This window comes from Enterobacter cloacae complex sp. I2, assembly GCF_014896205.1.
Taxonomy (GTDB): Bacteria; Pseudomonadota; Gammaproteobacteria; order Enterobacterales; family Enterobacteriaceae; genus Enterobacter; species Enterobacter quasihormaechei.
Genome location: NZ_JADBRA010000005.1, coordinates 185,940 through 208,730 on the forward strand (window position 1 = coordinate 185,940; position 22,791 = coordinate 208,730).

Annotated in this window: 32 protein-coding genes and 1 pseudogene; 32 read left to right on the plus strand and 1 reads right to left on the minus strand. The window is 51.2% G+C overall.

The window, feature by feature from the left end; all coding sequences use genetic code 11:
- Positions 1-73: 73 nt before the first annotated feature.
- The gene (locus tag IM300_RS06295) at positions 74-487 is read right to left on the minus strand and encodes a helix-turn-helix domain-containing protein (protein ID WP_040022230.1); all 414 of its coding nucleotides are present in this window, start codon (positions 485-487) and stop codon (positions 74-76) included.
- 72 nt (positions 488-559) lie between these two features.
- Here IM300_RS06295 and IM300_RS06300 point away from each other — a divergent pair, with 72 nt between their 5' ends.
- The 32 genes and pseudogenes from IM300_RS06300 (at position 560) to IM300_RS06450 (ending at position 22,783) form a co-directional block, all read left to right on the plus strand.
- Positions 560-787 (plus strand): YdaS family helix-turn-helix protein, encoded by a 228-nt coding sequence (locus tag IM300_RS06300; RefSeq protein WP_084832179.1) that lies wholly within the window; start codon positions 560-562, stop codon positions 785-787.
- A 2-nt stretch (positions 788-789) separates the two neighbouring features.
- Positions 790-1,341, plus strand: a complete 552-nt coding sequence (locus tag IM300_RS06305) for a toxin YdaT family protein (protein ID WP_193035742.1) — start codon at positions 790-792, stop codon at positions 1,339-1,341.
- An 84-nt stretch (positions 1,342-1,425) separates the two neighbouring features.
- Complete coding sequence (locus tag IM300_RS06310) at positions 1,426-2,343, plus strand: replication protein (protein WP_193035744.1); 918 nt, start codon at positions 1,426-1,428, stop codon at positions 2,341-2,343.
- The gene (locus tag IM300_RS06315; protein ID WP_193035746.1) at positions 2,340-3,026 is read left to right on the plus strand and encodes a replication protein P; all 687 of its coding nucleotides are present in this window, start codon (positions 2,340-2,342) and stop codon (positions 3,024-3,026) included. Before IM300_RS06310 ends, IM300_RS06315 begins: the two co-directional genes overlap by 4 nt.
- Positions 3,027-3,155: 129 nt before the next feature.
- On the plus strand, positions 3,156-3,566 hold the full coding sequence (locus IM300_RS06320) for an ASCH domain-containing protein (RefSeq protein WP_097418934.1): 411 nt from the start codon (positions 3,156-3,158) through the stop codon (positions 3,564-3,566).
- Positions 3,567-3,865: 299 nt separating this feature from the next.
- Positions 3,866-4,084 carry a hypothetical protein gene (locus IM300_RS06325; RefSeq protein WP_193035748.1) on the plus strand — a complete coding sequence of 73 codons (219 nt, stop codon included), beginning with the start codon at positions 3,866-3,868 and terminating at the stop codon, positions 4,082-4,084.
- Positions 4,085-4,647: 563 nt separating this feature from the next.
- Positions 4,648-4,860, plus strand: coding sequence for an RNA chaperone/antiterminator CspA (gene cspA, locus IM300_RS06330; RefSeq protein ID WP_064910676.1), 213 nt, complete (start codon positions 4,648-4,650; stop codon positions 4,858-4,860).
- Positions 4,861-5,346: 486 nt separating this feature from the next.
- Positions 5,347-5,571 carry a DinI family protein gene (locus tag IM300_RS06335; protein ID WP_064910674.1) on the plus strand — a complete coding sequence of 75 codons (225 nt, stop codon included), beginning with the start codon at positions 5,347-5,349 and terminating at the stop codon, positions 5,569-5,571.
- 106 nt (positions 5,572-5,677) lie between these two features.
- Positions 5,678-5,920 (plus strand): hypothetical protein, encoded by a 243-nt coding sequence (locus IM300_RS22620; RefSeq protein WP_224065701.1) that lies wholly within the window; start codon positions 5,678-5,680, stop codon positions 5,918-5,920.
- A gap of 39 nt (positions 5,921-5,959) precedes the next feature.
- Positions 5,960-6,562 carry a DUF1367 family protein gene (locus tag IM300_RS06340; protein ID WP_193035750.1) on the plus strand — a complete coding sequence of 201 codons (603 nt, stop codon included), beginning with the start codon at positions 5,960-5,962 and terminating at the stop codon, positions 6,560-6,562.
- A 4-nt stretch (positions 6,563-6,566) separates the two neighbouring features.
- Positions 6,567-6,767: a hypothetical protein gene (locus IM300_RS06345; protein WP_193035752.1), complete on the plus strand. Its 201-nt coding sequence runs from the start codon at positions 6,567-6,569 to the stop codon at positions 6,765-6,767.
- 2 nt (positions 6,768-6,769) lie between these two features.
- Positions 6,770-7,132 carry a crossover junction endodeoxyribonuclease RusA gene (gene rusA, locus IM300_RS06350; protein ID WP_193035754.1) on the plus strand — a complete coding sequence of 121 codons (363 nt, stop codon included), beginning with the start codon at positions 6,770-6,772 and terminating at the stop codon, positions 7,130-7,132.
- Positions 7,129-7,962 (plus strand): antitermination protein, encoded by an 834-nt coding sequence (locus IM300_RS06355; RefSeq protein ID WP_193035756.1) that lies wholly within the window; start codon positions 7,129-7,131, stop codon positions 7,960-7,962. The genes rusA and IM300_RS06355 overlap by 4 nt, the downstream gene beginning before the upstream one ends.
- 730 nt (positions 7,963-8,692) lie before the next feature.
- A complete protein-coding gene (locus IM300_RS06360; protein ID WP_193035758.1) occupies positions 8,693-8,893 on the plus strand; it encodes a hypothetical protein in 201 nt (66 codons plus the stop codon).
- Between the two features lie 287 nt (positions 8,894-9,180).
- The gene (locus IM300_RS06365; RefSeq protein WP_176610207.1) at positions 9,181-9,405 is read left to right on the plus strand and encodes a class II holin family protein; all 225 of its coding nucleotides are present in this window, start codon (positions 9,181-9,183) and stop codon (positions 9,403-9,405) included.
- The gene (locus IM300_RS06370; RefSeq protein ID WP_193035760.1) at positions 9,383-9,877 is read left to right on the plus strand and encodes a lysozyme; all 495 of its coding nucleotides are present in this window, start codon (positions 9,383-9,385) and stop codon (positions 9,875-9,877) included. Before IM300_RS06365 ends, IM300_RS06370 begins: the two co-directional genes overlap by 23 nt.
- A complete protein-coding gene (locus tag IM300_RS06375) occupies positions 9,874-10,251 on the plus strand; it encodes a DUF2570 domain-containing protein (protein WP_193035762.1) in 378 nt (125 codons plus the stop codon). Before IM300_RS06370 ends, IM300_RS06375 begins: the two co-directional genes overlap by 4 nt.
- 798 nt (positions 10,252-11,049) lie before the next feature.
- A complete protein-coding gene (locus tag IM300_RS06380; RefSeq protein WP_131636763.1) occupies positions 11,050-11,463 on the plus strand; it encodes an Ivy family c-type lysozyme inhibitor in 414 nt (137 codons plus the stop codon).
- A gap of 451 nt (positions 11,464-11,914) precedes the next feature.
- Positions 11,915-12,901 (plus strand): terminase small subunit, encoded by a 987-nt coding sequence (locus IM300_RS06385; RefSeq protein WP_193035764.1) that lies wholly within the window; start codon positions 11,915-11,917, stop codon positions 12,899-12,901.
- Entirely contained in the window at positions 12,879-14,186 is a 1,308-nt protein-coding gene (locus IM300_RS06390) for a terminase large subunit domain-containing protein (protein ID WP_193035766.1), read from the plus strand. The genes IM300_RS06385 and IM300_RS06390 overlap by 23 nt, the downstream gene beginning before the upstream one ends.
- Position 14,187: 1 nt before the next feature.
- Positions 14,188-15,576 carry a DUF4055 domain-containing protein gene (locus IM300_RS06395; RefSeq protein ID WP_131636760.1) on the plus strand — a complete coding sequence of 463 codons (1,389 nt, stop codon included), beginning with the start codon at positions 14,188-14,190 and terminating at the stop codon, positions 15,574-15,576.
- A gap of 1 nt (position 15,577) precedes the next feature.
- Positions 15,578-16,669: pseudogene (locus tag IM300_RS06400) on the plus strand (hypothetical protein); the annotation flags it as partial.
- A gap of 608 nt (positions 16,670-17,277) precedes the next feature.
- The gene (locus tag IM300_RS06405; protein ID WP_048228552.1) at positions 17,278-17,463 is read left to right on the plus strand and encodes a hypothetical protein; all 186 of its coding nucleotides are present in this window, start codon (positions 17,278-17,280) and stop codon (positions 17,461-17,463) included.
- Between the two features lie 82 nt (positions 17,464-17,545).
- Complete coding sequence (locus tag IM300_RS06410) at positions 17,546-18,316, plus strand: hypothetical protein (protein ID WP_102751291.1); 771 nt, start codon at positions 17,546-17,548, stop codon at positions 18,314-18,316.
- Positions 18,317-18,328: 12 nt separating this feature from the next.
- Positions 18,329-19,282: a major capsid protein gene (locus IM300_RS06415; protein ID WP_193035768.1), complete on the plus strand. Its 954-nt coding sequence runs from the start codon at positions 18,329-18,331 to the stop codon at positions 19,280-19,282.
- Between the two features lie 59 nt (positions 19,283-19,341).
- A complete protein-coding gene (locus IM300_RS22795) occupies positions 19,342-19,563 on the plus strand; it encodes an Ig-like domain-containing protein (RefSeq protein WP_230200651.1) in 222 nt (73 codons plus the stop codon).
- A 36-nt stretch (positions 19,564-19,599) separates the two neighbouring features.
- Positions 19,600-20,082, plus strand: a complete 483-nt coding sequence (locus tag IM300_RS06425; protein ID WP_193035770.1) for a DnaT-like ssDNA-binding protein — start codon at positions 19,600-19,602, stop codon at positions 20,080-20,082.
- Between the two features lies 1 nt (position 20,083).
- On the plus strand, positions 20,084-20,434 hold the full coding sequence (locus IM300_RS06430) for a hypothetical protein (RefSeq protein WP_102751294.1): 351 nt from the start codon (positions 20,084-20,086) through the stop codon (positions 20,432-20,434).
- A 1-nt stretch (position 20,435) separates the two neighbouring features.
- Positions 20,436-21,020, plus strand: a complete 585-nt coding sequence (locus IM300_RS06435; protein ID WP_102751295.1) for a hypothetical protein — start codon at positions 20,436-20,438, stop codon at positions 21,018-21,020.
- Entirely contained in the window at positions 21,017-21,427 is a 411-nt protein-coding gene (locus IM300_RS06440; RefSeq protein WP_102751296.1) for a DUF4128 domain-containing protein, read from the plus strand. The genes IM300_RS06435 and IM300_RS06440 overlap by 4 nt, the downstream gene beginning before the upstream one ends.
- Before the next feature lie 69 nt (positions 21,428-21,496).
- Positions 21,497-22,432 carry a phage tail tube protein gene (locus tag IM300_RS06445; RefSeq protein ID WP_102751297.1) on the plus strand — a complete coding sequence of 312 codons (936 nt, stop codon included), beginning with the start codon at positions 21,497-21,499 and terminating at the stop codon, positions 22,430-22,432.
- Between the two features lie 39 nt (positions 22,433-22,471).
- Positions 22,472-22,783, plus strand: a complete 312-nt coding sequence (locus IM300_RS06450; protein ID WP_038419624.1) for a phage tail assembly chaperone — start codon at positions 22,472-22,474, stop codon at positions 22,781-22,783.
- The last annotated feature ends 8 nt before the right edge of the window (positions 22,784-22,791 follow it).

The following is a 22,791-nucleotide window of genomic DNA, read 5'->3' on the forward strand; positions in this document are numbered from 1 at the left end:
CGTTGAAAGCAATGACATTCAAGTGTTTGTTTGTGTTGGAGTAATCAGTGACATCTACATAGAAGGTTGTTAATCATTCTCCATTATTTCTTAAACGGCCTTTCATATACTTCTCATACAATTCATCAAGTTCTTTAAGACGAAGCGCAAAGATGCGAAGCATATTTTGCTTTTCTTCTTCAGGAAGTTGGCGATAGAGCTCAAGCAATCGTTGTTCGTCAGGTTTGATGCCATTTTTTTCGCCGACGTCCTCACCGAGAAGCCAGGCAACCGATACTCCTACTGAATCTGCAATAGCAAGTGCGGATTTCTTACTAATTACGCCTTTTTTGAACCAGCCGTTAACGGCCTGAGGAGTGACTCCGGCTATGCGCGCCATATCTGCTTTGGTGATGCCTCGGTTAGTGATTTCTGTGAGGCGATCCACCAGTACTAAGTTGGGTTCTTCTTTTCTCATATCGGCATTGTAAATATTTGGTTTATACATGCAATACACTCAAGGTTTGCATTTAGTGTAAATCTGTGGTTTACTCTGGCTTTTAATATGAAGGTGAAGAAAATGTCCGCACTTGATAAAGCAATTAGAGCTGCTGGGTCTGCCAGGAAACTAAGCACTGCGCTTGGAGTAACAAGTATGTCCGTAAGCCACTGGAAGAATCGTGATCACGGGGTGGTACCTCCGCATTTCATTTTTCCCATTTTCAAAATGACAGGCGTAACTCCGCATGAACTACGTCCAGATCTCTATCCAAACCCCACAGACGGTTTACCTAAACAGGAGCCTTAACAATGCAAACTGTTTCATTTCAACAGAGTAGCAGAGCTTCCTCTAATCCCCTGATATTCCAGTGTCATCAAAGCGAATCGGCAGCGCGGGATATTGATCATCGCGATATCTGCTCTGCGGTCCGGGCTTGGGCTGCATCAGAAGGGCGAGTATCTGTTGCGCTTCAAATCCAAGAAGCGGCGGAAGAACTTCAACTTAATGGTGTGGATTTCTCAGGCCAGGCCGATGTCTGGAACGTGAAGCTGTTCCGCTGGCTCGACAACAAAGAAGATTCCGCTTCGTATCGAAAGAACGTCGAACAACTCGTGCCCGCGATCATGTCTGTCTTACCGCTTCGATACCGCGACCGTGTCGTTAAAAACGACTCGTTTGCCTACCGCATGGCCAGGTTGGAAAAAGAAGTCAGTGAGGCGAAGCAAGCCCTGATGCTCGATGCACCAAAGAAGGAAAAGCTGAAGGAGTTAGGCGAGGGGATTTTCGAAATGTTCAGAGTCGACCCTGACCTAACTGCGCCGTTAATGGCGATGGTCACAACCATGCTGGGGGCAATGTGAAGAATTCAGAAAAGGCGAAAGCCGGTCTGCGCTAACAGAACCGACTTTCAGGTGCAAAAGTGGCTAACGATTGCGGAGATAAGTATGTCAAACACAGCTGAAATTATCAATTTCCCCCACAGAACCGAACAACCGGGAGGTCGTATGGCCGACCTGTCGAACGGGTATACCAAGGTCGCTAACGAGATCCAACAGCTTAAGCCTCGTCTGAGAATGTCAGGCCGGGAATGGCAATGTTTTGAGGCGGTGATCTGGCTTACCTACGGCTGGAACAAGAAGCAGGACCGCGTTACGAACACGGTGATTGCTGAGCTTACAGGGCTGAGTGATTCGCATGTTTCTGATGTGCTCAAATCGCTCGCTGAACGCAAAATTATCTTTAGTCAAAAGCAGGGCGTGATGAAAACAGTTGGTATAAATACTGACCTTTCCGCCTGGATTTTAGACAAACCGAAAACGGGAAAAGTCTTCCCGAAATCGGGAAAAGTGTTACCGAAAACGGGAAAAACCTTCCCGGAAACGGTAGACACCCAAGACTATAACAAGAACAATATTAAAATATCCTCGTCTCGGAATTCTGACGAATCCCGAAACCAGAAAACTCAAAAGTTTCTCTCACGCCATCCAGAAGCTGCCGCCGGGATATACACCCCAGCAGGTAAATCATGGGGCTCCGCTGATGACCTCAAGGCCGCACGCTGGATTTACGACAGGCTTCTCACCGTCAACGCATCGCTATCCGAACCCAATTGGGCTGAATGGGCAAACACCATTAGGCTGATGCGTGTCCAGGACAAGCGTACTCACTACGAAATTTGTGACCTGTTCCAGTGGGCCAACCGGGATGAGTTCTGGAAAGACAACATCCTGAGCCCTTCGAGTCTGCGAAAGCAGTGGGATCAGCTAACCACCAAACGGCTGCGTGCAACCGGAGCGGTAAAACCTTACCGGGGCGGCATTGACCTGCATAACACCGACTGGATTGACGGGGTGCTGGAATGAAAAACCTTGCCGAGAGTATTCGTAATTTTGACCGGGAACAGGCCCGCCGCGTAGCGCACAACCTGCCTGAGAAGTACACCGAACGCGAACAAACGCAGCAGGTGGCGCAGATTATCAACGGCCTGTTTGTGCAGCTGGCGGCCGCGTTCCCGGCAAGCCTGGTTAATCGAAGCCAAGACGACGTTGACGAAATCCGCCGCCAGTGGGTGCTGGCCTTCAAAGAAAACGGGATCACCACTCTGGAGCAGGTTGAGGCCGGTATGCGCATGGTACGCCGTCAGGAGCGTCCATTCCTGCCTTCGCCAGGCCAGTTCATCAAGTGGTGCAGGGAAGGGCGCTGCGTACTGGGGATCACCACCACTGACGTAATGGCTGAATACTGGAAATGGCGCAAGCTGGTGTTTCGTTACCCGAGCAGCGAGCAGTATCCGTGGCCTAAGCCCATTTACTATCACATCTGCCTCGAGCTGCGGCGCCGGGGAACTGATGGCCAACTGAGCCATAAAGAACTCGAGCGTGAAGCCGGCGATATTCTGGATATGTGGGAAAAGCGGGTGCTGGCCGGTAAGCCGATCCCGCCGGTTCGTCGTGCGTTGGCAGCTCCAGTGGCTCCGAAGGGGCCGACACCGGCGGAGCTTTTGAAAGCTAAATATGCTCGCTTGAAAGCTGGTGGCAGGGCATAGAGATGCAATGGTGCGCTTTGAGCGAAGAGCGGACAAAGTAGCAGAGGGAAAGCATCAATGTTAATGTCCGGAAAGTTCATGTTAAAACTCTGTATGACATTTTTCATCGACGATTAAAAAGGGCTCTTAATGGCTACTGTTGAGGTATTAAAAGTAAAGTATCCAGGCGCAGATGCCTGGCAAATGGGAGACAGCCCGGAACTGGCCAGCGAGCTTGCGGACCTGATTAAAAAAGGGATTAAAACGGCCTCCTGCGGATCCTTTGCCTCTTACCAGCAAGAAAAGTCTGCCCCGAGGATTGGAAGCTATAACATTATCCTTGATGGCCTGAATACCCCGGTCTGCGTGACCCGGCTGGTTTCAATGCGACTGGTGCGTTTTTGTGATGTGACTGAGGAGTTTGCCCGCAAAGAAGGTGAAGGCGATTTAAGCCTTCAATACTGGCGAAATGAGCATCAGCGATTTTTTACCCGCGAAGGTCATTTTTCTAAAGATATGGAGTTGATCGCAGAAGAATTTGAAGTGGTTGAAGTGCTGTAAGACGAGAGAGTCCGGCTGGCGTCTGCTGCTATTAATAACAATGTCCGCTCCTGGCACAAAGCTGACATTCCAGCCTGTGTATGACCGTAAAAACTACCTTCACGTGATAAGCCGCTTCGGGTAATGACGAGGCGCTTTTGTGACATGCTGGAAAACCTACTTAGACGTTCACTGAAAGCCCGGTTACCCTGGCTAAACGACCCTTAGAAATTTCTAAGGCGAAATAGTCACATAAGTTTTCTCCACGTGTGTTATAACCGAGTTACAAATCGCCACCACTGGCGGTAAAGAGGCATCTCATGAAACTGCGCATCACAAGAGCAATCGGCCTCAGCAAGTTCTCGCCACGTTGGATTAAGGTTATCTGTTTACGATTGACTAAAAACGATATTGAGCGCTCTCTCAACGCACTTCTGGACACAATTGATGAATCTGAGCTCTCTTCGGAGCAAGTCAAAGCATTAAGGGAATGTGTTGATAAAATTAACCTTGCAAGGGGGAAGGGGATGAAGGCCTGATCCCCTAAAATGCTGACCTTATGATGATTTGAAGGCTTACTTCTTATTCTTTAATGATATTTGTCGAAATCTAAATTTTCTAAGCTACAGAATTTTATTGGCGGTAATGATGGAGAAGGGCTTAAAGCTAGAGCAAATCAAAAGCTGGAATGATTTTAATAAGAAAGACAAACACTCTATGCGTCATCGTTAGCGGTTTTTCTTAAGATTGAAGTATAAACTGAATAGGGATGACAGGGCACGGCATTTCTCCCGACAGAAAGAGTAGCGCGTGAATTTGGTACTCTTCTCAGGCAAATTTAAAACATCGTTGAATTGTAAATTTCCTCAGTAAATCGCTGACAAATCTAATCTTGCTTAATGTCTCATAAGGGTTCACTATGTGTCCTCGGTTTGGCATACAGACCTTATGAAAGCAGTTTTAGTAAAGCAGTCCTCATTTCAAGTGTTATCCTTAGATACTCTTCTGCATGAGCCTTCTCCAAATTGCCCAGTAAGTCCTCATTTGCAATCAGGCCATGTTCGCCACAAGTTGTGGCTCAAGAAAATTAAAGGACGTATCTATGTCAAATAAAATGACTGGTTTAGTAAAATGGTTTAACTCTGAAAAAGGCTTCGGTTTTATTAGCCCAACTGATGGTAGCAAAGATGTTTTTGTACATTTTTCTGCTATTCAGAGTAATGATTATAAAACGTTGGATGAAGGCCAAAAGGTTGAGTTCTCGATTGAGAATGGCGCCAAGGGGCCGGCTGCTGCTAACGTTATTGCGCTGTAATACCTGAGAGTGACCTGAACACTTACGACAGCGATGACGGCATAAGCCTGAGCAGATAAGTGAAAGTCATAAGAAACCCGCCTTGAGCGGGTTTTTTTACGTTTCGTGCATGGCATGCTAAAGAGAATGATCATACTCTTTACGTCAACTGCTGGAGTGAAAAAACGAAACCGAACAGTGCTAACCCAACGATTGCGACAAAAAGAAAGCCAATTAGTAATTTCCAGCCCAACATCTTTCCTCCATAGCTCTCCTTCATAGCCTTGAACGATATTATTAATGATTCAGAGATCAACCGACATGGATGAATTTCAGAGAAAGGGCCGTACAGAGCTTTTGAGCGGGAATCAAAGCCAGCCTATGCTCTTTTAGGCCCTTTGTTTAGACCTCAGGTTTGCATTTCTACTCTTAAAGCGTTGCAAAATCCGTGAGATACGTTTATAAATGTGCTGTATATGCATACAGTAATTCATTGCGGAGGGACAAATGAAAATCGAGTTAATCATTGATCGCATGAAGAAACTTCCTGATGGAGCTATACCTGCGCTCGAGTCAGAACTGCTGAAAAGGCTCAGTAAGCAGTTTGATGATTGCCAGCTTACGATTAAGCGTGCCAGCCATGATGGGCTGATTGTTTTCGGGGGTGACAAGAAAGAGGTCGAACATATCGTGCAGGAGACCTGGGAAAGCGCTGACGATTGGTTTAATTAATCGCGTGAATTTCACTGGAGCAGTTTCAAAGAGTATCGCTGTTTGCGTTCCCCTGGCTGTTCCCGATTACTGTTTACCGCGTCAATAAGTCGCTCTGGGGGAAATAGTGTGTAGTGCAGATGCCTTTAATGCAGATGATCAATGGTACGACGTGGTCAGAAGGGCCGATAAAGCAGTTATCTATAGCTTCCCTGCGGAAGGGAGATATCTGGTTTATCGAGTAAATGGAATAGTTTCATTACGACCGTTACTCGAAGAAGAAGAAATATTCACTCTCAACGGGTTTATGCAGTTTGCAAAAAGACTGGGGTACCGAGTTACACCACCGTCTGATATTATTCTTTCATAGGCCTGAACAACCTATACCTGATGCGCCACGGAGAGAACCATGGCGCTAGAATTACAACTTATAAAACACCACTCAGGAATACTGATCCCGGCTACGCCCGAGACCAGCGATATTCTACAATCTAAAACCCGGCTCGGCGATGTTCTTGTTGCCGAGTTCAGGCGGGTACGAAACCCGGCATTTCACCGGCGCTTTTTCGCGCTTCTCAATCTCGGTTTTGAATACTGGGAACCAACCGGCGGGGCTATCTCGAGTAACGAGCGGAAGCTGATCACCGGGTACGCCAAGTTCCTCGCTTCTTATGGTGGGAATGAAGGGGCGCTGATCGATGCTGCTGAGCAGTATCTGGAACAGGTTGCTTACCGGCGTGTCACGAATGGCATTAGCCTGTGCAAATCCTTTGATGCTTACCGCGCCTGGGTGATCGTCGAGGCAGGGCACTTTGATGCCATTCAGCTACCTGACGGAACACTTAAAAAGCATCCTCGCAGCATCTCATTCGCGAACATGGACGAAATCGAGTTCCAGCAGCTCTATAAAGCCGCGCTCGATGTCCTCTGGCGGTGGGTCCTGTCCCGTTCATTCCGCAGTCGCGATGAGGCCGAAAATGTCGCCGCGCAGCTGCTTGGCTTCGCGGGGTGATGGTATGAAGTATTCCTGGTTCCACCACACCGATTGCAGCACCGAACAGGCCGACGAACTGGTTAAGCGTTACAAGGCGCGCGGAGTTCGTGTTGAGCGCAGCCTAAACCCGGATTACGTGACCTGGATTGTAAGTGCATTCTTGCCGACCTCAAATACACCAGCGCGCCCGGACAGCCGCTGGCGAAACCGGATGTGGGGGTGAACGTGAAAACATATCAAATCACTTTGCCCTGGCCACCGAGTAACAACCGATATTACCGGCACAACCGGGGGCGTACACACATTAGCGCTGATGGCGTTGCGTACCGCTATGCCGTGGCCAGTGTCATTCAAAGCGCCAGGCTAAACATCCGAACGGCTGCACCACTCAAAATCCGAATTGAATGTCACATGCCCGACCGCCGGCGCCGCGATCTGGATAACCTGCAAAAAGCTGCATTCGACGCTTTAACCAAGGCGGGATTCTGGCTGGATGACTGCCAGGTAGTCGACTATCGAGTTGTGAAGATGCCTGTTGTTAAGGGCGGGAAATTAGAACTCACCATTACTGAGCTGGAGACCGCATGAATCTTGAAAATACCCTCAAATATCACTTCGCCAAATCGACAATGATTAGCGTCACTCCGCGTGCTACTGCGTCAGACTCATTAACCGGAACGGATATTATGGCCGCTATGGGCATGACGCAGGAACGGGCCGCCATGGGTTATAGCGCTTTTCTCGGGAAGATGGGGATCAGCAATAATGACCGGGAGAGGGCGATCGAATTGTTGGCCCAGTTCGCGCTGACAAAATGTGACCGGGTTGCGGCATTACAGAAGCTTGATGCAGAAATTAAACCAATGGTAATGCACCAGCTGGCCACCATCGCGTTCGAGGACTATTCCCGCAGCGCCGCCAGCGTGAAGCAGTGCGATGGCTGCAATGGGGAAGGGTTTGTTGATGCGGAGGTTTTCAGCACGAAGTCTCACACTCCGGCAAAAGAGAAGAAGTTTGTGAAGATGTCTTTGCTCATGGGCGTCAAAGATGTTCGACCTTCTGAGTTTGAGATTCGCAGACAGGTCAGGGAGATAGCGCGCGTTCTGTGCCCTCAGTGTAAGGGTAGGAAGGTAGTAAGTTGCGCCTGTAGAGATTGCCATGGACGCGGGAAAGCCGTTAATCAGGTCCTTACTGAACAGCAGGGTGTGCCGGTTATGGCTGACTGTAAGCGCTGCAGCGGGCGGGGGTATGAACGAATTCCTTCCACTGAGGCTTACGCCGCGGTGTGCCAGATAACGGATGCGATCAGCCTCGATACCTGGAAGAAGTCTGTTAAGCCATTCTACGACCAGCTCATCACCAAGTTTGATATCGAAGAGGCGTGGGCTGATGCGCAGCTGAAGCAGATAACAAAATAGGGCGTGAATTTATCGTGAGCTATTTACTTTTCCCTAAACTGTGGTAATTTTGGTCTAACGATGGGCTTTATATATCCATAGTTAAAAATTCTGAACCTCGCCTCGGCGGGGTTTTTATTATTTTGTAAATAGTAAATTAAATGTATCTTTTAAGCACTATGCCACGTAGAGTGCTCGGGTGGTGAATCCCCCTAAGCGGTGGGGCGGCTAGGCAAAACCAGTCGGGTTTATGGAACGCGGTTCTGTGGTCTAGCGCAGAGTCACCGGGAGGCACCCGGCACCACAACTTTAATTTCTTTATCTTTAGGCTGCCCAAAGGCAGCTTTTTTGCTTTATGACCTACCTCTTGCACAACCAGCTCAACCTAGAATGAGTTTGTGTTTACGGTTGGGCTAAGAACTTTCTTAAAAAATTCGGGAGGCACAAACCATTTGGCATATGTTTCATCAAAGGAACTATCTTTAATAGGCATTTGATAATGCTCTCGATACTGAAAACACTGGGTGGGGATACACCCGCTTCGCAGAGACAACTGCATGACCCATGACCAGCAGCTTATTGCTGGTCTTTTTTTTCGCCATCAGCTCAACTGGAAAGAACACGGAGCTGTGCTTATTGCTTGACACCTCGATGGCGGTCCAAGGAATTACTTAATTAACGATTTAGTATTTCTAACACCAACACTCACACCGCTGCCATATAATCAAATCCTCACACCGAGGAGATGGCAATGAAAGAAGGTTTCTACTGGATACAGCACAACGGCATAGTGCAGGTTGCTTACTACACCGCCGGTGTCACCGAGGACCTTGAAACGGGCCAGACAATAACTGGTGTCTGGCATCTGACTCGAGGTGATGATATTTGTCACAATGGTGAGGCAGAAATAATCAGCGGGCCGCTGCATGCCCCTTTAAGCACTGATTGCTAATTCCAAAAGCACTGACATCTATAATATTCCGCGCCACTGGCCTCGTCGCCAATGGACGGCGGTAAGTTGGAATTATCCGCGAGGTCAGTCCAAATCCCTCTAGCCCCGGCATAAAGCCGGGGCTTTTTTGTATCTGAGTCGTAGCTATGTGGACTTTGATGCGCTGATGCTGCGGCTTTTTTATTTCAGGCTCTTGGCCATCACACTCGACCATTCTTGTTGTTAGTACAAGCCCGAGAGCCTGATCGTCCCTATCAATAACACCTCGGGACTATCGGAGGTGAGAGATGTTACGAATGGATAAAATAACTACCGGCGCCGCTTACGGGGCTTCTGCGGGGAGCGTGTTAAACGGCATTCTGAACGCATACAGCCCTGAGCAGTGGAACGCCATAGGCGTGCTGGTGGGCATAGTTATCGCTGTACTTACGTATGTTACGAATTTGTATTTCAAGATCCGTGAAGAAAACCGCCGAAGCAGGAGCCGAGATGAACCCGACACTCAGAAATAAGCTGGTGGGTGCCATTGTTGGCGGATCCGGAGCTATCTCTATTGCAGCTGTCATGCTGGGCAATGCAGATGGCCTGGAAGGGCGACAATATTACGCCTATCAGGATGTCGTCGGCGTCTGGACTGTTTGCGATGGTCACACCGGCGCTGACGTTCGCCGCGGTCATCGCTACACCGATAAAGAATGTGACGCTTTGCTTCAATCCGACCTGCGTAAGGTGGCAAATGCTATCGACCCGCTGATCAAAGTTCGCATTCCTGAACCTACCCGCGCCGCGCTTTACACCTTCACCTACAACGTTGGCTCTGGTGCTTTCGCCAGCTCCACGCTGCTGAAGAAGCTGAACGCCGGTGACGTGTTGGGAGCATGCAAAGAACTGCAACGATGGACGTATGCGGGCGGCAAGCAGTGGAAGGGCCTGGTAACCCGGCGTGAGATTGAACGTGAAGTTTGCGAGTGGGGCCAGAAATGAGCCGATTTACAGCAATCATTTGCGCTGTCGTTATCTGTCTGATGATTTTCATGGTTTGGGCTATTAACCACTACCGTGGCAATGCGATTACCTATAGAGACCAGCGCGATAAAGCGACGGTCAGGGCAGATACATCAGAAGCGATCACCAACAACGTGATCATCGCAATGAACCTCATCCGTGACATTTCACAGGCAACTCAGAATGCAAAGAACGACTTGGCCCAAAAGGGCGAGACGCACATTGTCTATATCAGGCAGGAGCTTGAAGGTGATCTGTGCGCTAAGCAGCTTGTTCCTTCTGCCGCAGCTAACAGCCTGCGGGAATACGCAGACAGTGTACGTACCGGCGCCGCTGGTACCGATAAGCGCTGACCTGACCGCAGTGACCCCAATCCCCGGAATGGTGGTTCCGTTCACGTGGCAGGCGAGTCTGGAGTTAAACGCTCAGCTCATAACGGCGCTAGGGCAATGCAATCTTGATAAAGCAGCAATACGTAAAATTGAAAAGGAAAGGCAGCACGTAAAATAATCATTGTTCGCAGGGGGCGGCAACCCGACCGAATTCCAGGAGGGCTGGGATAAGCAGACCGATGTAAAATAGAACCTCATCCATGAGGCTCTGACACAGTCTCTCCTCTGGACTTTAACCGTAGCAAAGTCTCACAACTCCGCACTCGATCGCCATTCATGTGTTACAGTTAGACCGTGGTGAATCCCCCTCAGCGGCGGGGCTAATTAACCTGACGACTCTTCTTCATGAGGGCATCGTGAATTTCTGAAGCAAGCGGGTCATGGTTGGTTAACCTAAAGGCTCACCGGGAGGCACCCGGCACCACATCTAAACGAACCGCAGATCAACAACTGGTAGGCTGGATAATACTTATCGCGAATAAGTGATAAAAAATGCCCCCAACTAGGAGGGCAAAAGGAGTCTCAGTTCTACTTGCTCTTTTTATAGATGGTTCCCTGGAGATGGCAATCTCCTCATCAGAGTCTTGAAGAGCTTGGCAGTCAGCCAGTAATTAACAAGCATAAGCGCTAGTGATTAAGATAATCCTTACCTAACCATTTGTGCTGGGCAGTATCATTAAATACTCTGATTATCCATAAGGCTGACATAGCGACGGCAAAGGTATAGAGTTGAAGTGTTTTTATGGAACGAGGAATAACATGAAGGTTAAAGTGATTATCGCTGCTATAGCTTTGGTTTCGTTCAGTGCTGTTGCTGACGAGGGGCAGTATCTCTCTGACTTCGCCAGTGCAAAAAGCACCTCTAAAAGCTACTCCCAGCTTATTAGTAAAAACAAATTACCTGAATGGGTAAAAAGTGGTGGCACAAGCACGCCATCAACCGAAGTTACAGTTGCAGGCAAAAAGTATATTGCACTGTCAGGGTGTAAACCTCATAGTTGTCCAGAACAGAATATTGCTGTTCTCTACTCACCTGATAACGGTGATATCCATGGTGTGTTTTCTGATTTCAATGCAGAAAAGAACCAAGAGACATTGACCTGGTTAAACCTGGATCCGATTGATTCTGATGCGATGAAAAATGCGCTTTTCAATCGGATGTACGGCAATTAAATAGCCCAAGCTTCAAACTGCAATCCACCAGTTTGAAGCTTCAAAACACAAATCAATCGCCTCACAATGTGTTGGTCGCTCACATCGCACCCTCATTCCGCTTAACTTTAGCAATGAATTCTTCTGTGATTGATAGACCCGCTATGATTTCCGAATTTAAGGCGGAAGCACCAAATTTGCTTACAAGGTCCAGAAGAGTTTCATAAGTCTGGATGAGTTCCATTAGATCGGAAATCACTAATTGGTCATGCTCAGTGCGCAAATGTGACCGGGCAGAGGCATGATGCACTATCCACTCGAGATTGGCCTTGATTTTGTGAACATCATCATAGTTATACATATTTCATAAGCTTAAATCCTCATTTCAAGATTTCTTTGAGAAAAATACTTCCTTGCTTCAAACACTGAAGCTGTGAGTGACGTCTAAAGTTCATTTAGTTTAGAGGTGACAATGGCTAAGCCGGACTGGGGCGAGCTGCAGAAGCGGTTCCTGTCTGATCACGCTGCTACTGGCATATCCCCTAAGAAATGGTGCGAGACACATAATCTTAATTATGTAACTGCTCGCCGCTATATCAAGAAAACTGCTGCGCAAAATACAAAAAATTACCCGCAAAAGATAGTGCGCACTGCGCAGAATGATAAAAGCGCAGATGAGCTGGTGGCTATAAAGCTAAGCGCGAAGGTAAAGCACTTTATTGCTGAATACCTGAAGGATAATAACGCCACGGCAGCCGCTGCACGTGCTGGCTATAGTGACCCAAACTATGGTCGTCAGCTAATAGCGAATCCTAACGTTGCGCAGGCAATTGCGCAGCAGCAAAAAGCCTCCATTGAGCGCACGCTTGGCAGTGCCGATGAAGTCCTCGCACAGATGTGGCAGCTTGCCACCTTCGATGCAAACCAACTTTCGCAGTATCGCCGCGGCGCGTGTCGTTACTGCTGGGGCTTCGGTCACCATTACCAGTGGCGCGATATGGTGGAATTCGAAGAGAAGCGCCTCGAAGCTACAGAACGCGATAAGCGTGAGCCAGTCGATGTTGGAGGTTACGGCTACGATCACACCCGAGAGCCTAACCCTGGCTGTCCGCGCTGTAACGGTGACGGCATCGGCCAGCCTTATTTCCCGGATACACGCAAGCTCCCGGCAACTTCTCGGCTCGCTTACTCCGGCGTAAAGATCGGCAAGAATGGCGTCGAGATAACCACTATCAGCCGTGAGCGAATGTTCGAAGCGGTAATGAAGCGGCTCGGCCTGGCGGATAGCGAGTTCGCGCAGCGTCTCCAGCAGATCGAAATCGACCGCCGGCTGCTGGAGGTGGAAAAACTCCGCAAAGAGCTGGCCGGTGATGGTGATGATGACGAACCGACCCCAGTTCAGATCAATATCAACGTAGTGGACGCGAGGGCGGAAGATGGGGATCAGCCCGACACTTAACATTCCTCAGGCGCGTTTCCTCGCGATGCAGCACAAATTCAAAGCCTACGTTGCCGGGTTCGGTTCCGGTAAGACGTGGGTGGGGTGTGGGGGCATCTGTAAGGGGATGTGGGAGCACCCTAAAATCAACCAGGGTTATTTCGCGCCAACGTACCCGCAGATCCGTGACATCTTCTACCCGACGATTGAGGAAGTGGCCTTTGACTGGGGGCTGAGCGTCATAATCAATGAGGGGAACAAAGAGGTTCACTTCTACGAGGGGCGACGATACCGCGGGACCACAATCTGCCGCTCAATGGAGAAGCCCGGCTCGATAGTCGGTTTCAAAATCGGTAACGCGATGGTGGATGAACTGGACGTCATGGCGGCTGCCAAAGCGCAGCAGGCCTGGCGAAAAATCATTGCCCGTATGCGTTACAAATTCGACGGGTTGCGTAACGGCATCGATGTCACCACAACGCCGGAAGGCTTCAAATTCGTCTACCAGCAGTTCGTTAAGGCGGTGCGTGAAAAACCAGAGCTCTCGGCCCTGTACGGTCTGATACAGGCCAGCACCTTCGATAACGCGAAGAACCTGCCCGCGGATTACATCCCTTCGCTGCTGAGTTCTTATCCTGATGAACTGATTCAGGCTTACCTGCGCGGGAAGTTTACGAACCTTAACAGCGGGACCATTTACCACACCTTTAACCGTAAGCTGAACAACTGTTCTGACGAGATTCAGGATGGGGATCCGCTGTTTATCGGTATGGACTTCAACGTTGGAAAAATGGCCGCGATTGTTCACGTAAAGCGTAACGGGCTACCGCGCGCGGTTCGCGAGCTGGTGAAGGTCTACGACACGCCGGCGATGATTAAGCGTATACAGGAAGAGTTCTGGCGCTTCGAGGATGGTCGCTACGTAAAGAGCCGGGAGATTTACATCTATCCGGATGCCTCTGGCGACTCCCGCAAGTCCCAGAACGCCAGCAAGACCGATATCGCTCAGCTCAACGATGCCGGATTCAGCGTCATTGTTGATGATGCCAACCCGCCGGTTAAAGACCGCATCAACTCGATGAACGCCATGTTCTGTAACGCCAACGGCGAGCGCCGTTATCTGGTGAACGTCCAGAATTGCCCGGTCTACACCGAAAGCCTCGAACAACAGGTCTGGGCAGCGAACGGAGAGCCGGACAAAAAAGCTGATAACGATCACCCCAATGATGCTGGTGGGTACTTCATTGTGAAGGATTACCCCATCGTGAAACCCGCATACTCAATCACCATGGACACCACTTTCTGATATGGCAAACGACGACATCACCTGGGTTCGACCAGAACACCGGGCGGCTTCTGCTGCCTGGCGGAAATACAGAGATTTTTGCAAAGGCGCTGAGGCCGTAAAAGCGGCGGGCAATAAGTATTTGCCTTATCTCGATCCAACCGATAAATCCACGCGCAACCGTAAACGCAATGAAGATTATCTGCGCCGCGCTGTATTTTACGCCATTGCGGGTAATACGAAGATCGGCATGCTTGGCATGGCATATCGAAAGGATCCCACCTTTAACGGTCCTGAAAAGCTGAAATACTTGCTGGATAATGCTGACGGTGCTGGTACCAGCATCTATCAACAGTCGCAGCTGGTGGCCGAGAACGTGCTGGAGGTGGCGCGAGAGGGGCTTTATGTTGACTATGCAGAAGCATCCGACGAAGCGATCATCCTCCGCTATCCGGCAGAGAACATCATCAACTGGCGGACAAAGCGAATTAACGGGCGCGATCAGCTGGTGCTGGTGGTCCTGCGTGAATGCGTAGAAGAGCCGGATGGTTATGCTTACAAGGATGAAATACAGTACCGGGAGCTGGCGCTGGAAGAAGGGCGGTTCATATGCCGGGTATGGCGCCGGGCTGATGGCACAGCAAGCGGAACCTACACCGTCGACAGCGAATATCATCCGAAGCCTAAAGGAAAGGACTACTGGGATGAAATTCCGTTTACCTTTGTCGGCGCCCAGAACAACGATCCCACTATCGATGATTCACCGCTGGCCGCGCTGGTGGAGATAAACCATGGCCATTATCGAAACAGCGCTGACTATGAGGACAGCGTGTGGTTCTGTGGTCAGGTGCAGCCGTATATGACTGGGCTTGATACCAACTGGCGCGATTACCTTGAGAAGGCCGGAGTAAAAATTGGTTCCCGTTCACCGCTAATGCTTCCCAGAGAAGGCTCGTTTGGCTATGCCCAGGCGCAGCCGAACATGCTGGCTAAAGAGGCCATGGACAGCAAGCGCGATTACATGGTGCAGCTGGGCGCCCGACTGATTGAGCAGAACGCCACGGCCAAGACTGCCACCCAGGCGAGCGGTGAGCAGACATCATCAACATCGGTGCTAGGTATCTGCGTTTCGAACGTTTCTGAGGCTTACACGCTGGCGCTGGGCTGGTGTGCAAAGTACCTGGGCATTAATGGGGATGAGCCAGCTTACATCATCAACCAGGAATTTATAGCGAAGGTTGCCGAATCCGGGATGGTCACCGCCATTGTGAACGCCTGGCAGTCCGGCGCACTGCGCGATACTGACATGATCCGGGCACTTCAGAAACTCGACCTCATCAACCCGGCAGACAGCCCGGATGATGTGATTGATGCGCTCCGCAATCAGGCGCCCTCATTGACCGGGGGCTGATATGGCAACAGTCAACGAAAGTTTGCGGGATGAGGCCATTGCTCATTCCGTCTGGATTAGCCGCTATGCGACAGGTGTCGCTAACCGGATGGTGAAGCTGCTTAACGAGACTGACGCAGAGCTATCTGCCCGTCTGCTGGATGCACTGGATCGGCTTCCGGCTGATAGCTTCACGGTTAGACGTCTGGAAAGCTTGCTCGGCAGCGTACGCGAACTTAACCATCAGGCTGTCGCTTCAATGCAGTCCGGGCTGGAAGGGGAACTGCTTGCGCTTTCCAGGAATGAGGTCAGTTACCAGCTGAGCCTGTTCGATTCCCTTCTTCCCTCACAGGTGCTGGCACGCTACCCGCTACAGGGAATCACCGCCGATATGGTTTATGCCGCGGCGATGGCTCAGCCATTTCAGGGGCGCCTGCTGAGTGAGTGGGCGGAGAATCTGGAATCGGACAGGCTGGCGCGGGTCATAAACGCTGTACGCCGTGGCTACCTTGCTGGCGACACGGTTGAAACCATCGCCCGAAGCGTGCGCGGCCATGCCAATAAAGACTATCGCGACGGCGCGCTTCAGATGAGCAGGGCAAACGCCGCAAGCATCGCTAAAACTGCTGTTAATCATCTGGCTGCCACCGCGCGCAACAGCTTCACCAGCGCCAACAGCGACATCGTGAAGGGTAAGCAGTGGCTGTCTACGCTGGATAATAAAACCAGCCACGACTGCATCATTCGCGACCTGCTGCGCTACACCCTGGATAATAAACCGGTCGGGCATAAGGTACCTTACCTGCAAGGACCCGGGAAAATTCATTTCTGCTGCCGTTCTACCGAAACCCTGATTCTGAAGTCGTGGCGCGAACTCGGCATCGATATAGACGAGATGGACGAGGGGACCCGCGCCAGCATGGACGGACAGGTACCGGCGAAAACCACGTATCTGGAATGGCTGAGGCGACAATCGGCGCAGCGACAGGATCAGGTTCTGGGGGGTGAGCGTGGACGGATGTTCCGGGCGGGTAAAATCGACCTTGGCGAAATGTACACGGACAAGGGTGAATGGATAAGCCTCGAACAGCTTCAGGAGCGTTCCGGGGCAGCCCCGACACTTGAATCCTCCCGTACCCTGGATGAGCTGGTGGAGTGGATGACCGGGCGTGTGGCGCAGGATGTGAAGTTCCCGGATGGTGTATCACTGGATGAGGCGAAACAGGCGGCGCAGGCTGCCTTCGATGTGATCCATCGGTTTGGACTCCAACCCGTCTCGGCGTTCGGTAACACTCTGGATGTTCCGGCGTCTGCTGCTGGCGCTTATGAATCATCCTCACGAACCGTGCACCTTTCCAGGTGGGCGATGGACAGCGGTGAATGGGAAAATATTCTGAAGAACAGCGCAGGAATCGATATGACAATGATGGTCAGGCCATCAGTTGCGTCGTCCACGTTGTCTCAGGATGTACTGGATGTTTCGCCTGCGGAGTTGCCGTATGTTGCGGTGGCATCGGTGAAGGGCACCGTGTGGCATGAACTTGGACATCATCTGTATTATTCCCGGCCTGAAGTTGGTGCACTGGTTGAAAGTGCTTATGATGATGGCTGGTGGCGTGCTCTCAGCGCCTATGCCGCAGAATCACCGAAAGAACTTTTTGCTGAGATCGTATCGGCGTTTATGAGCGGCCAGAATGACACTATCAACCCCGAGATCCTTAAGTGGCTGAAACAACACTCCCGTTCCTGAAAAAAGCGTCAGAGCTGGCTCATATGGAGCCTTTACCGGATGACGTTATCGAACAACTGGATGCTATCTGCAAAGAGGCTGGCGAGGCTACGCCTGAAGGCAGGATGATTGGCGTCCTGATCGGCTCGGTTTACACCCGACTAAACAACCCTGATTAAGCGTTAAACAAACACTCTGAGCCCTGGCATCCGCCGGGGCTTTTTTTATGGGCGAGGCCCGAGAAAATCCCGAGGGGAAATTATGTTAATTCGAAACATGCTTCTGAAATATTACGCACCTGAAAACGACGGTGAGGGCAGTGGTGGCGGTGGTATCGAAATCACCCCCGAAATCCAGAAGCTGATTGATGAGCGTGTGACCAGTGAAGTCACAGGCCTGAAATCGAAAAACTCTGAGCTGCTGGGCACCATCAAGCAGCAAAAAGAAAATCTGTCGCGCTTTGACGGGATCGATCCAGACGCTGTACGCGGCATACTCCAGCGTTTTTCTGACGATGAAGAGGCGAAGCTTATCGCCGCCGGGAAAATTGATGAGGTGCTGGATAAGCGTACCGAGCGCCTGCGTGCTGACGTTGATAAGCAGATCAAAGCGGCAAACGAACGCGCGGAAAAAGCTGAAGCGTTCTCCAACAAATTCCGGGATCGGGTTCTCGGGGATGCAATCCGTGCAGCAGCCTCCAAAGCGGGCGCGCTGCCTGAAGCTTCTGACGATCTTATTCTGCGTGCCAAAGGCACATTCCAGCTCAACGACGAAGGCGAGGCCGTAGCGGTTGATGCAAATGGCGATGTTCTGTTCGGCAAAGATGGCAAAACCCCACTAAGCCCGCTTGAGTGGGCGGAGTCACTCAAGGAGACGGCTCCGCATCTGTTCCCGCGCGCAGAAGGCACGGGCGCGGGCGGACACAAGCCAAATGGTGGTGGAAGTCTGAAACGTTCCGAAATGAGCGCCAGCGACAAAGCGGACTACATCCGCAAACACGGCCAGCAGGCCTTCCTCAAACTTCCGAAATAAGGGATTCAAACCATGGCAACGACTGTTAATTCCGACCTGGTTATTTACGACGATCTGGCGCAGACCGCGTTTCTTGAGCGTCGCCAGGACAACCTGGAAGTGTTCAACGCTTCCTCCAACGGTGCGATTTTGCTGGATAATGAACTGATTGAAGGCGATTTCCGTAAACGCGCCTTCTACAAAGTTGGTGGTTCCATCGAATCGCGCAATGTGAACTCTGTCGATAAAGTCACAGGTAAAAAAATCGGTGCCGGTGAATCCGTATCCGTCAAAGCACCGTGGAAATACGGTCCGTATGAAACCACGGAAGAGGCCTTTAAACGCCGTGGCCGCTCCGTTGATGAGTTCTCCGAAGTGATCGGCGTTGATGTCGCAGATGCCACGCTGGAAGGCTATGTGAAATATGGCCTGAAAGCGCTGACTGCGGCGATTGCTGCTAACGCCGACATGGTCGTAACCGCCGACATTGAGACCGACGGTAAAAAGACCCTGACGCGTGGCCTGCGCAAATATGGCGACAAGTTTAACCGAGTGGTTCTGTTCGTGATGCACTCCGCGACCTACTTCGACATTGTGGATGAGGCGATTGCCAACAAAATTTACGAAGAAGCGGGCGTGGTGGTTTACGGCGGGCAGCCGGGCACGCTGGGTAAACCTGTGCTGGTGACCGACACCATGGATGCTGATGCGATCCTTGGGCTGGTAGCCGGCGCAGTGACCGTTACTGAGTCTCAGGCGCCGGGCTTCCGTTCCTACGATATCAACGATCAGGAAAACCTTGCGGTTGGCTATCGCGCTGAAGGCGTGGTGAACGTTGATCTGCTGGGCTACAGCTGGGATACCGCCAAAGGTGATAACCCTGACCTGACCGCCATCGGCACTGCGGGCAACTGGAAGAAACACTTCACCAGCAACAAATCTACGGCAGGCGTGCTGATTAAACTGGAATCCGCTGTGGGGGAGTAACGCTGTCAGCGGATAAAACCTCCGCAACTGCTGACAGCACAGACGCGGTAACTGTTTCTCTGAAGTACACGCTGAATGGCTCCGGTGTATCCGGTAAAACCGTCGCGTGGACGTCCACAGGTGGCACGCTCAGCACGGCCAGTTCTCAGACTGGATCAGCTGGTGGTGCAACGGTGAAACTCACATCAGACGCAGCTGGAACCTTCACGGTAACCGGTACTGTAGATGGAGTGGCGAAAACCACTGAAGAGATCACCTTCACTGCTCCTTCCGGGGAATAACGAATGGGGCGAAAGCCCCATAAACAGGATGATTCGATGGTCAATACCGATATCACCTCTCCTGATGCCAACAGCTACGCCAGTGAAGAGGATCTTGCCTCATTTGCGGAAATACGCGGCATTGAACTGCCTGACAAGCTCACACCTTTGTTGATTAAGGCCATGGATTATCTGGAAGGTCTGGACTGGGTTGGCTCAAAAGCTGACCCGAGACAGGCTCTGGCCTGGCCACGCGTGAATGTCGTTCTGGATGAGCATGATTTCCCGCCGGATGAAGTTCCACGGCAGGTTATAACCGCACAGTGCATGCTGGCGGTAGAGGCAATCGACGGCGATTTACTCTCCAGCGTGCGCGAAGCCGCTGTGAAAACTGAACGTGTGGAAGGTGCTGTAACCATGACCTATGCGGTCGCAGAAGGTGAAGTCTTCACGCCGTCCTATCCTGCCGTGATGGCGCTGCTGGGTGACCTTGCTGGTGGTCGTGGCTACGCAATCAATGCATTTGCAGAGAGGGCATGATATGGCGATTGAATACCAACGTATGCAGGCCAGAACAACGCGCATGCTCAGGCAGAACGGAGCGTTATACAACGTCATCCGCAAGGGTTCAGTAACGGTTATCGGTGGAGTCGAGCATAAAAGGGATGATGTTCAGTTCACTGCGATCGGCGTTAAAACGGAATACACGCCAGGCGAAATTGATGGAACGGTCATCGTAAACGGTGATGTTCGAATCGTCTTTACCGCAGAGCAGGAAATTAAAATCGGCGATGTGGTTGATATAGACGGCACAGCCTACCGCGTTGTGAACCCCAACCCTGCAAAACCTGCCTCGCTGGTACTCTGCTACAAAGCGCAACTGAGGGCTTAACATGGGCGAGAACACGGCATTCCTCGCTGAAATCACAGCCTTCGTCAATAAGGTCAAAGCGAATCAAGAAGCTGTGGTGCGCACGGTTGGTATTAAAATACTTAACCAACTGGTGATGATGTCTCCGGTGGGCAACCCGGAGTTGTGGGAGGTTAACCAGACAGCTGTTTCCTATAATCGCGCTGTTTACGACCATAACGAAGCGCAGCGGGCCAATCCCGACAACCTGACCAAAACCGGGCGGCTTAAGAAAAAAGCCCGGCTGGTGGATGGGATGGATATCAAAGCACCGCCAGGGTATACGGGCGGACGCTTTCGTGGTAACTGGCAGGTATCGTTTGATGCTCCGACAACTGATGAAACAGGAAGAGTAGATAAAACCGGTGATCTGACAAAAGCAGCCGGGAACTACACGCTGTCATTGTTCAAAGTCGGGATGAAGGCCATTTATTTCTGCAACAACGTGCCCTATGCCTACCCGCTTGAAATGGGGCATTCCACACAGGCACCGGGCGGAATGGTCCGTATAACCGCTGCTGAGTTTCAACGCTTCTTTGAGGAAGCTGTCAGGGAGGTGTCCAGGTGATTCCTGATATTGCATCTGCACTGGCCGCCAGACTGGGTACCTGGGCCGATGCTGAGGGCATTTTGGTTGCATGGGAGAACGTGCCGTTTACACCTCCTGCTAACGAGATGTACCTGGCCGTTCACGATATGCCTGTTACGCCGAGAACAATCGATCTCGGATTGCGCTGCCGGACTTATTCAGGCGTGTACCAGATTAATGTCGTGGCGCCAGCCGGCTCCGGCCGTACCTCCGTCGTTGCCCTGGCGGGCAGAGTAGCGGAATTGTTCCCCGAGGGGCTGGAAATTGCAGGCAAAGATTTTACCTGCTGTATTGGCAGCGCGCCTGGCATATTCCGCGGGGTCCCTACACCTGTGTCCTACTCCGTTCCTGTCAGCCTGAATTATAGGGCAGACATTACCAACTGATTCCCTCTGTGATGTCCCACAACTGACCGGCCTTGAGCCGGTTTTCCCGTTTCTAAAGGAGTAACCATTATGGGCTTTGCACTGCCTAACGGCTCTCACGTCTATTTGGCATCGGGCTACGGCCCGGCCATTACTTTCACCGGCGCGACGAATGCTGAGCACGCGGTGATCACCGTTAGCGCCGCAGACGATATCGCGGTCGGCGATATCGTTCACGTGAACTGCAACTGGTCGGGTATTGATAACGTTATCGCGAAAATCGACGCGATTGCGGAGAAGGCTGTAACTCTTCGCAACATCAACACCACCAACAAAAACAAATACGCGGCTGGTGGCGGTTCAGGCTCTATTCGCAAAATTGAAGAATGGACCGAGCTGCCACAAATCACTGAGGTATCGAAATCTGGTGGTGATCAGAACACCACGCAGATTCAGTTCCTCAGCGATGATCGCCAGCGCAACCTGAATACCTATAAATCCGCTGTCTCTCAGACTTACTCGATTGCTCACGACTCAACTCTGCCGGTTTATCCGCTGCTGCGCCAGCTGGACGAAGACGAAGAGACTGTGGCGGCGTACATGTACGTGCCGAAGGCGAAGGAGAACCGTTACTGGGCGGCCACGGCATCTTTTGACGACACGCCGACCACGGCGGTGAACGAAGTCGAAACGGTAAGCGTCGTGCTGAACCTGCAATCGCCTGCAATGACCTTCTACAAGGTCGACTCGGGAAAAACTGAGACAGTAGCGGTAACCGGCGTCAGCCTGGATCGGCCTACCCTGAGCATTAAACAAGGGGCAACCGCCACGCTGATCGCTACTGTCGAACCATCTAACGCCACCAATAAAACGGTGATCTGGACATCTTCGGATGAATCGATCGCAACGGTTGATGCCTCTGGCAAGGTCAGTGGTGTTGCGGAAGGCAATGCCACTGTCACAGGTACGACCGCCGATGGCGCGAAAACCGCGACCTGTGATGTCACCGTTACTTCTGCAAATTAATCCCGGCCCCACTCGGGGCCACAACTCTACGGGAAAAATATGGCTACCAAATTCACCCTCCAGCCCAAACCAACTTTTAAGGCCAACGTCTCGATCCCGCGCGCCGGCGATGAGGATGGCGTGCTGACCTTCACGTTTAATCATAAGCCACTCAAAGAGCTGGCTGATCTGGAAAAACTGGAAGGCAAAACCGCCACTGATTTTCTGATGGAAATTATTTCTGGCTGGGCGCTCCCCGATACATTCAACGCGGAAAATCTCTCGGTGCTGCTGGAAAACTATCCGGCTGCAATGAAGGCTATCCCTGAAACCTACTATCGCGAACTGATGGGGCAGCGCGAAAAAAACTGATAGCGGTT